The organism is Vibrio sp. 10N.222.48.A3 (assembly GCF_041475345.1).
Classification (GTDB): domain Bacteria; phylum Pseudomonadota; class Gammaproteobacteria; order Enterobacterales; family Vibrionaceae; genus Vibrio; species Vibrio tasmaniensis_A.
Window position 1 is genome coordinate 1 of record NZ_JBFRVX010000080.1, and the last position, 10,355, is coordinate 10,355.

The following is a 10,355-nucleotide window of genomic DNA, read 5'->3' on the forward strand; positions in this document are numbered from 1 at the left end:
AATTACAAGTCTTCCCTCTACCATCAAAGTCCTCTTGTCTTCTGCCGTATGCAATGTACACATTAATGAGAGTACACTCCCTCTCTCTCACTGAGCAGGTAATTTTCCTGAGTTTTTTTTGAAGACCTTCAAACATTCTATCGAGGCTTTGGTCACTATTTGCCTTAGTAAAGTGGCCATAGACTTCAGAGATAGTGCTATTTATTGATAGCTCAAACCTATGTACTTCTTGTTTCATTTGAAATAACTCAAGTATTATTGGGATTTATATTACACATACTATAACCAAAAAAAATTGAAAGTTATTGGTTAATCAATTTAGTCAGCTTTGGCTCTCTTTGTTATCAGCTCTTGTCGACAAAGCTAATTGCTTGCAGTTGCAAAATATATCATTGGAACTCGCCTTGAGTCGCGACGACTTGCTGACTCAGAGTTGGACAAAAACGATTTAGCAAGATTGCTAATTTAGCGAAGCATGAATTATTAAAAGTATGGCAAATTTGTTTACGTGATTGTCCAGTATCGCTGAAGCAGATCAAATTGTACTATTTGGGGAGTTTACATATATTCAGAAACAGCAAATAAAGTTATTGTTCTTGAATACCTAGTTTTAAGCTATAAATGCAGATTTCCCCAATGCCTTCAGCAGCCCACTGGTCCATTAAGACTCTACAAACTGGAGGCCCATTACCCAATCAGAGACTTTTACAAAGTTAAGCGTATCCACGTTTTGTTTCTTGAACGCTTTTACTACTTTCTCATGAACAATAATATGAGGGTAATCGCTGAATTTTGGCATAAAGACCAAGCGTTCTTTCTCTGGCATCGCAGACAACTTGTTATCATCCAAATAGTACTGCTCAATTGTGTGTCTAGTATCTTCCGGGTCATAATCATCAATCTGACACTTTTCTAGATTCAAAACATCCATTTTCTCAAATACATTAAACACCCAATAGCCCTCATGATATTTGTCATGATCATCTACGATCACGCTGGGGTAAACCTGACAACATGCATTGTCTATATTACCAAGAGATTGTTTAATTTCATCAGAAAATACTGGGTAGGTTGAGTCTAAGTGAGCCTTTTTAATTGGCCTAGAAACCCCTCGAACCAAATCTTCATCACGATAGCAGTTTTCAAAAAGCATTGGCTCATCACCACTTAGCTTGGTGTATTCGTAATCCCTCATGGCTGAATGCTTTTGAGGCTTTAGGTACAAAGTATTTTCATCATAATTTTCGAAAACAATATAGTATTGGTCGTTGTATTGGCTCATTATCCTACCTTGGGTATCCATCTGGTGTTTTGGTACGTGATCGTTTTGGTGTTCCATGGGGAACTACTGGTTTGATAGCGCTTGTCTTTGCCATCTCTTTCGCCCAGTTGATAGTGAAGCCGGTCACTGTTGCAATAGTTATCAGGATTGGTTTGTGCGTTGATAATATCGAATTGGCAGGCGCAGCCGGGTCCTCCTGGAATAAAGTATTGGGAAATTTTGGTCAACGGTAATGAAAAAAATTGCCCTCTTTCAATTTTGTTGATTTTCTTTAGCACTTTACGACTAATCGGGTCGAGCAGCTTATGTATCTCTGACTCGGTTTCTGTTTTCTTAGTCTTTCCATAGCAGTCTTTAATCTTTTTTCTTATCTCTGGATCTCTCAACTCTCCAGAAACGTAACGATGATAAGGTTCTTCCCTAGGTCGGCTAAAGATATGATCGCCGCGGTGTAATTGGCAATGGAGTTGACATGCACCCGGCAAAGTAGCAGGAAAGCCGACCAAATTCGATAACTGGTTGATGTCGTAGCCTTTGTTGACTAGGTTTTCACCCAGCTCACTGTGTTTTACTGCTTCTGCCGAAATAATATGATGGGTATCCATATGGATACCATTATTATAAGGGTGCTCAGATAATTTTTTTACGTTGTTTACCCAGCGCTTACGATAGCCTTTTTTCTCAATCATACCATCGACGAAATCCGATTCTGCCGCCTCTTGACTCATCAGTGTGCCCATAGATAACTTATCCTATACATATTCGATTTCACCCCGGTACAACCGAGGCGTTTTATGTTCTTCACTCTTACACAGTCGACATTTACCCTTTCTAGGCTCATGTTTCTCTTCCACTTGAGCGGTACTATTAACCCGTTTGTCTGCTATGGCGGACTTACGGCGCAATGCCAAATGGCCCGCTAACTTGTCGTAATCTGGCAAGATGTCGACTAAACCATCGACGGTGCTGGTAAAGGTTTCTAGTGCTTGTGCGGCATGAGAGGCTGCACCAACCTTTTTAACGCCCATGGTAAATTTCGCTGTAACCGTCGCAATTCTGGCGGCTGCCCCTGCTGGCCCAGTTAGCAAACCAATCACTATGGTTAACACCACTTCAATGGCAATATACGCAGCTGCTTTACCCACGTGGTAGAAATAGAAGTTAGGTGGGACAGCTTCAATAATCAGGTTCAAGTATGTAAAGAAAGGCAAGATGCTGTTGTCATCATTAATCAACGCCAAGGCCTTAGGGAAAAACTCACTCTCCTTGATTTCCATTGCCCATTCAGGGTCAAACTCCATCACAACAGTGTCAACGAACTTTTCTACGCCTTTAACATCGTTGTTGGTAAAGAGCGTAGGCAAATTCCAAATCGCTTCTCTGTGTCTTGCAATACACTTAATCTTGCGCGCCATATCGTCTGAGCCTTCATTCCACCAAAGCTGCACATCATCAATGGCCTCATCAATGTTCTCGTACGCATCCACACTGGCCGCAATAAGCAAGTTAGGCGCCATACTGGAAATATAAGCCGCCTGTTTTACCCAGCTTGGTAAATCACTTTGAGCTAACTGAACTTCCGTTCCTTTCATCGCATCGGCGGTGTACTTTTCCAATGCATTGTATTTTTGATTGGCGTAAATATAGAGCTTATCAAAACCATCGGTGGTGGCATCTGCTAAGGTATGGCCCATCTCGCCCCAGACTTCGGGAGAGAAAAGTTCCACCACATCAGCACCCCAAGCTTTAGCCCCTTCAAGCACACCATCACCCAAACAAAGTACACCTTCTTCGTTCCATTGTTTCTGGAAACCTGTCATATCTTTCGCGACTGTGTTTAAAAGGCCGTCCAAATAAGTCTCGATAGCTTCCTGTTGTTTTACAATCTTATCTTCAATGCCTGGTTCACCTTCATACTCGATAGTGACAGAGTCTGTGTTGGGCTTGAGATCATCGACCACCACTACACCTCCCTCTGTCTTCTGGGTCTCTAACGCCAGATCCATAGTTTCTGAGGCCGTACTTCTTTGCGGCAATGGATTGAGATCCAATTTGTCTTTATGGGGAACGGAGCCATTGGCTATCACTTTGAGGTTTTTAGCGTAAACAGGCGTTCCCCACAGGTCATCGTGAACGGCACGGATCTTAATCCACTTCTGCTCCTCTAACTCTATTTTCGGTATCGCATTCACGACTACTTCGATAGTCCCTGCTTCGGCAGAGTAAACATGATCAGGCGCTTGAATGACCGAGACATCTGACACATCATCCATAAGTTGACTAGCTTTATTTTCCATACGCTTGAAAGCTTGGCTGAGGTTATCGGACAATTTTTTAGCATAGGTATCAATGGTACTCACATGCTTTTTATAGATATCAGACGACAAGTAATCATAATTCAACCGACTAGCTTCGGACTTAAGAGATTCCACACGCCCTTTTATCTTACTAAGTAGACTCTCTAGTTCAGAGTTGAGTATATTCTTAGCCTTATCCCAAGGGTAGTTATTGATGAAAACCTGAGGATTACCTTTACCACGAGCTCGCATGTAAGCCAGCATACGGTCTGCGGTTTCATGCTTGGGTAAACGAAATAAGACGGAGAAAATTTCCCCTTCTTCCATCACCATTGGTAACCCGTTCGCCAGTACACTATCAAAACTCGTATCAGAGAGACTATCAATTCCCGCGATTAGCGATTCTGACAATACGCTGAAATGAAAATCAGGGTGTCTAAACTCGAAGTGGGCTTTCGTTTCTGCTTCCACAATATCGGCAAAATATCGGTCAGCGGTGAGGCTAGGTCCCATGGTTCCCCAGCCTTCTACTGGCGGGGCAATACGATTCGGGTGCCAGAAGGTTTGCTGTCCCTGAGCAGACCTATCAAAGAAGTCATCATCATTGTAATCGGGTAGGTAGTGTGGGTTGGTTAAACGAACCGGGGTAGCAATAAACTCATCCGTACTTTCTTTAACCAGAATTTTGATTTGACCCGGCTTTAAGCCTGATACTTTGCTTTTGCCAGAGTTATCAAAGTGACCAGGAGACAGAGCACCACCAGAGACATCGGTAATGTCAAAATCTGCGTTCTTAAGAAGTACACCATCCGGGTATCGAGCCTTGATGTAGACAGTGTAAGTGCCGTCTTCATCTTCAGTGACCGTGACAGCAGGGTTTTGAACCCCACCTAGGCACATGGTGTTGCCCTTGTTCATTGTCATTTGGTCTGACAACCTAGCCACGCCTTTCCCTTCGATGATGACACTCGGTGATGCGGAAATGAACTCGGCCTCGGCCTCTATCGTACCCGATGCTACGCCTTTCTTGTCCCCGCCCGCATCGCCTGTGCTCTTGGCAAACTTACTGCCCTTTAAAGCAATACTGTTTCCGCCATCTGCTGTGACTGTCGTAGTGCCTTCCACTAAATCTGCCGACTTCGCGTTATTTCCATAAGGGATTGGTACAACAGGTTTACCGACTGTAGTAAGGCACACATCAGGCAGGGTAGCATTCGCCTCTCCTCCCGAGCCTTTATGGACAACACTGAGTCCATTTGCACTTATTGTAACTGCCATTAATATGTCCTACTTAGATTAAGTGGATTAGTTGAGTTTTACCTTAGCGCCCTGGATCTTATGAATTTTTTCAGCGCTACTACTAAGATGCTTGGCTGTTGTAGTGATACGGCCATCCGTTCCACTATATTTGGTTTGTGTCGTCCCAGAGCCAATAAGCACTTCTTCCTCTGCATCAAGGGTTATCCTCTTTGCTTTAACAACAAGCTCTTGCTCTTCAAGCAAAGAAATATAGATATCAACCAATGTTGGAATGGTAAGATCTTCGGATAGAAAAGAGATTCGGCAATCGAGTTTATTATCGATGGCCATAAAAATTTCTGACTGAGTAAAAGCACGGCCTATTGACGCCCAGAGAGGTTGAGAAAATGGGTTATGCTCAAAATCTACTTTGACTCGATTCTTTTCTGGATGAACTTCCACTACCCAACCAATTCGAGAGCAGGGTTTTGAAGTAGGCTTAAGAATATCTCTTGGTGGCTCTTGATTCATGGTGGGCCCAGTGATTATTTAGAGCCTATTATTTTATCTCTGGGCGATTTGAATAGGTAATGTGGAAATGAATGGTCACTACGATTGAATAATCGACTTTAAAGACATGAAGGCCAATCAATGTAACTAGACTAGCAAATCAATTGGCTTTATCGCATGTGTTTTTCACTTTTCTATAGGTTTATCTCGCACTCAAATTTGTGATTAAAGTCACGCACATCACTATCATTTTAAAGTTGAGAGTATTACATCACTTGAGTAATGATAGAAACGATATACCAAGCCAAAAAGCAACACGATGATGTCTTTTGTGTCGTATAACTTTGACAACTGCTAATGTCAGATAACTTTTATTAGGGGAAACACACATTAACAAGGTGTGAATGAGTAAAAGGTCTACCTTATAATGGGGCATGAATGCGTTAGATCAAAAAGTCTCAAGTTTGAGATTTCACAACCTATAAAATCTACAGAAACGCTTCAGGGTATTACCTTAAGGCTACTCTCCTAGGTTAAACAAAGTAACCTGGACTGAACTCTGTAAACGCATTCGAGCCTTTGGGGTCAATACATATAGCCAAGCCAGTCAATATGGCCACCTCCCCAATTCTTTGCACTCATTGGCTTTATATAAAGCTCATCGACATGTTCAACAGCAACACCATAATTCGTGTGTTCATGAAGCCTTAACCAAGAGTTGCTTCCCTTGACTTGAGTATACCCTCGTACTGAATAGAAACTTTGCAACTCTGAGACAAGAATTATGAAGTCCACCCCCTTCCCTTCACAAAACAAGGAAATTTCGGATAACATAAATGTACCAATTCCTTGACCGCGATAAGGTTCTGCAACACAAAAGTCGACTACCCCCAAAACCCTGTGTACTTCACTCCCAACTTTTATTACTCGATAATCTAATCCGAGATACCCGATAAGTACATCACCTTCATACTGTAGGGCACGAAAATGAGGGAGTTGTTTAAAGTAGGAACGAGATACTTGATGCTTTGGAAATGATTGATTCCTCAACATCATTATTTCTTTATGCTGCTTTTCGGTCACATTAACTTCATATACGATTCTCATACTTCTCCTTGTAAGAGCTAACGGGCGCAACACCAGAAAGTTAAATTTATCAATTGGTATTACATGCCAATGATGAACGCTCTGATTGTGTATTCAGTTCTGAAACTTACAAATTCATATCGAGCAGTGCCCCTCCCCCTAACTTTACGAAGAGTTTACCAAGGCCATAACACCTAACAGTATAAAAATACTTCCAGACCACCTTGAGAAAAAATCAACCCAGTTACTTCTTGCTTTAAACATTTTATGTAGATGACTAGCCATCAAAACACTTAAAAGATCTGCGCTGCTAAACATTAAATTCGTAAAAACGCCCAAAATCAGTAATTGCAGCCAAACAGCAATACTTCCTGCTTCATTCACAAACTGTGGCAAAAAAGCAAGATAAAAAATTGCAGCTTTAGGGTTCAGGACATCTACAATGACACTCTCAATGAAAGTTCTTTTAGGAGAGGTAATATTACTTTCACGAGAAGTAACCCGTGACTTTTTAGTTAGATAGATACGCTGAAACCCTAACCAAACGAGGTAAAGAGCTCCTAGCTTTTGAATGACGGAATAGAGAGTAGGATTAGTTACAAGCACAGAGGATAAACCTAGTACAGCTAAAAGCACATGGACATACCCCCCTATATGAAGGCCGAAAGCGGCCATTATTCCTACTTTCTTCCCTCCTGACACCGCTAGAGCAATACTATAAAGCATCGCTGGACCCGGCATGAACGCATATAACAAGGTCAAAACTAAGTAGGTAAACAATTCCGTATTTGAGGTCACTGTTATTCAAACTCCCTTTTTACGGTTCTGTTAGAAACTAGGTACATTATTGCAGCCATCATTATAATTGTGCCACCTATGATCGTGCGTAACCCCACCTCCTCAGCATAAAAAGCCCAAACTAAAAATGGTCCTAACGGTATCTCAGCTAATCCTATTAAAGCTGCCGACATAGCAGTTGTTCGAGAAACTCCTATTAAATAGACACCGAACCCTAAACCAACATTCGTCACTCCATACGCAACTAACCAATAATAGTCACTGGAAAAACCATTAATATGACTCGAAAACGGATATACAATCAGTGCGCATAAAAAGGCAGACAAGTATGTTGATTTGGCAACTTCAGCCGTTGGATAGTACTTTGCTATTATTGTCAACAACGCCATAAAAAATGTCATCCCAAATGCTAATAATAAGCCTAACTTGTCGTCGATATCCGTGGTCCCCCACATAATAAATACCACACCAAGCATAGATATGATGCAACAAAACAACGTGGTTTTATTGATTTTTTCATTAAGGAAAATAACAGAAAGAACAAATGTCGATAATGGCATCAACCCATATACAAAAGAAACATTCGCCACTGTTGTATAAAAAAAAGAGGCTATAAAACAAATCATACCTGCGGTGACAATCATTCCAATAATTAGTTCACCTTTGGTAAATATCAACATACGGCGACGCTTGATTGGTGTGCTAATAAAATAGTAGATAAATAGCACGCATATCCCGCCAAATAACGACCTCCAAAATAAAGTTGTCGGAAAATCGGTAGATATTATCCTGGTAAATAACCCTGCTGTACTCCATGCAAGGGCCGCAAAAAACACCATGACATTTCCCATTGACATCTCCTAGTTTGATGAACCATTTTTAGTACTAATAAATAGCGAAAGAACAATTTAATCTTGTTCTACAACTTCACGCTCTATATTTTCAATGTCTTCTTTATTACGTAAGAATATCTTCTGTCTAATAAAATATATACTTAAGGATATTTGCTCTCTAATGGTATAGGCGACTGGTAATTTACGTAATATTTTTTTTGGTAGTTTTGCGATTTTTCCTGGGCCCGTAATTCTGTAAATTACAGGTAGATGTGAGCCATACCAAAATTTATAAAGAACAAAAGGATTAATCAAGTGACGTAATCTTACATTACATCCAATTAACCTTGCCATTTCTGGCATATATTGTTCATAATCGACTAATCCTTTAATATTTGGCGTGAGACACATAGCACTTTCCTCATGTTGACGGTCCCTCTCTATGATATCTTTCATCTCCAAAGGCTTAGGAAGTTTTTTCTCTCCCGATAAAAGTAAGGCAAAGTAACGAGCTTGCATTTCTGAACACGCTGGAACACCTCCCTGCATCGGCCTAGCAGTTCCGATATAGGCGAGTTTGCTTCCCCAATCCGGATGTATCATATGTTTGAATAAATTTCTAACGTTAGTGATACTCACCCAAGGCTCAGTAACCTTACATTCCTCCTGAAAACCAGTGCTACACATTATTATGTCGGCTTCCATTTCTTTACCATCATCGAAAATTACTCGCTGTCCGTTTAACTGCTTTATCCCACCTACATTAACTGCAAGTCTCTTATTAATAATATCTTGGACAAATACTTCACTTTTTGTAATAAACTGATTGAAATAGCCTCCAGTTTTCAAAGCCCAATCAAAAGTTAATTTATGTTCTTCACTCAAATCACCTTCTTTTTCGTTAAGGCTTTTAATTAATTCTTTGTTATACCAACTATTCATTCCTTTTGGACCTAGCGCACAAAAGGCGTGTGCAGTATAAGCATCGTTCGTTTGCTGATTATACCAACGGTCTAAGATTGATGGATAATGCCTAATTGAGAGCGTGCATTCATTTGCAACATTCGCAATTTGGTGAGCGATGTCAGCTCCCGACTCTCCGACTCCAACACAAACAACCTTTTTATTTCTAAACTCCTCTGGGTTGGTATAGTTTGCTGAATGTAATATTTTACCAGTGAAAGTATCCTGCCCTTCATAGACTGGAATTTGTGGATTTTGTGTGATCCCAACACAAATTGCTACAGCATCATAATAAGTTGATGATTCGGTATTACAGCAGCTTACGAATACATTAAACCCATCACCCTGAGGTTCGATTTTTGTCACGGTACTATCAAACTGTATATGCTGTCTCAACTCAAATGTATCCGTATACTTTTGCAAATATTCTTCATACTCTTTTCTAGACCAAAATCGTCTCCCCTCATGAATAGATGGAGGAAGTCCTGAAAAAGCCATAAAATAATTTGATACGGTTAACATCAAAGAATCATAAGCAGTCACACTACACTTTGATGTTTTGCAAAAAACACCACCTTCTTTGTGAGATTGTTCGTAACAGGTAACATTATGCCCACTCTCAATCAATTCTTTAACGGTAACTAGGCCAGAAGGACCAGCACCTATTACGCAGACATTTTTTTTCATATTTGAACCCATAAGATATGTCCACCTTAAAATGGACGGGAAAATAAAAGTTTAATGTAAAATTACCTAAATAAATGAATCAACATTTGAATACTCGTCAATATTTGTATAGCAAATCTCTATCTCTTCCCCTTCCTTGATAGCTTCTAAGGCCACAAGTTCTGCCCAAGTCCCCATTTCATCATGCAACCATTTTACAATTGCATTAGGTGATTTTGAATGATTGCATAATGAAACCAAACCAAAAGAAATATAACCACCAACCTCATTAGTATTTGAATTTGTTTTTAAATAACATTCAGGATTCACGAAATAATGTTCGAAAACATCAGTATTGTTTATTAACTTAATCTGAGCTGCTGGAATCTCGCTTGTGGGTGACATTTCTATTAATTCAAACTTATTAATATTGGTTTTGGCAATCACAGCACGCCCTTTACCCTTAACCCAGTTGACACAGATTTTCGCGGAATCAACAAGTTGTTCATTTTTATATATATGGCAGATATTTGTGTTCATAAAAACCTCATAGGAATAAATATCTTTTAATATTAAGCAATTTGAAATTAATTAGAAATATAAGATAGTTGAGTATCTTTTCTTAGAGCACTCACAAACATGTTAGAAAATCTTTCCATATCTTCCCTCGCTCCATTCACA

9 protein-coding genes and 1 pseudogene are annotated in these 10,355 nt (G+C 40.1%); all 10 read right to left on the minus strand.

From position 1 onward, the window contains the following. Window positions 1–238: pseudogene (locus AB4653_RS03015) on the minus strand (hypothetical protein); the annotation flags it as partial. 423 nt (window positions 239–661) lie between these two features. After that, window positions 662–1,282: an imm11 family protein gene (locus AB4653_RS03020; protein WP_017097879.1), complete on the minus strand. Its 621-nt coding sequence runs from the start codon at window positions 1,280–1,282 to the stop codon at window positions 662–664. Then, on the minus strand, window positions 1,282–2,022 hold the full coding sequence (locus tag AB4653_RS03025) for an AHH domain-containing protein (protein WP_102258470.1): 741 nt from the start codon (window positions 2,020–2,022) through the stop codon (window positions 1,282–1,284). Before AB4653_RS03025 ends, AB4653_RS03020 begins: the two co-directional genes overlap by 1 nt. Window positions 2,023–2,034: 12 nt before the next feature. Then, on the minus strand, window positions 2,035–4,857 hold the full coding sequence (locus tag AB4653_RS03030) for a PAAR-like domain-containing protein (RefSeq protein ID WP_102258471.1): 2,823 nt from the start codon (window positions 4,855–4,857) through the stop codon (window positions 2,035–2,037). Window positions 4,858–4,884: 27 nt separating this feature from the next. Further along, complete coding sequence (locus AB4653_RS03035; protein WP_017097876.1) at window positions 4,885–5,349, minus strand: hypothetical protein; 465 nt, start codon at window positions 5,347–5,349, stop codon at window positions 4,885–4,887. 564 nt (window positions 5,350–5,913) lie between these two features. Next, window positions 5,914–6,435, minus strand: a complete 522-nt coding sequence (locus tag AB4653_RS03040; protein WP_016800588.1) for a GNAT family N-acetyltransferase — start codon at window positions 6,433–6,435, stop codon at window positions 5,914–5,916. Between the two features lie 144 nt (window positions 6,436–6,579). After that, on the minus strand, window positions 6,580–7,212 hold the full coding sequence (locus AB4653_RS03045) for a LysE family translocator (RefSeq protein WP_016800587.1): 633 nt from the start codon (window positions 7,210–7,212) through the stop codon (window positions 6,580–6,582). Between the two features lie 2 nt (window positions 7,213–7,214). Next, the gene (locus AB4653_RS03050; protein ID WP_102258472.1) at window positions 7,215–8,063 is read right to left on the minus strand and encodes a DMT family transporter; all 849 of its coding nucleotides are present in this window, start codon (window positions 8,061–8,063) and stop codon (window positions 7,215–7,217) included. Window positions 8,064–8,120: 57 nt separating this feature from the next. Continuing rightward, on the minus strand, window positions 8,121–9,707 hold the full coding sequence (locus AB4653_RS03055) for an NAD(P)/FAD-dependent oxidoreductase (protein ID WP_016800585.1): 1,587 nt from the start codon (window positions 9,705–9,707) through the stop codon (window positions 8,121–8,123). Between the two features lie 54 nt (window positions 9,708–9,761). After that, window positions 9,762–10,214, minus strand: a complete 453-nt coding sequence (locus AB4653_RS03060) for an SET domain-containing protein-lysine N-methyltransferase (RefSeq protein WP_016800584.1) — start codon at window positions 10,212–10,214, stop codon at window positions 9,762–9,764. Window positions 10,215–10,355: the final 141 nt, after the last annotated feature.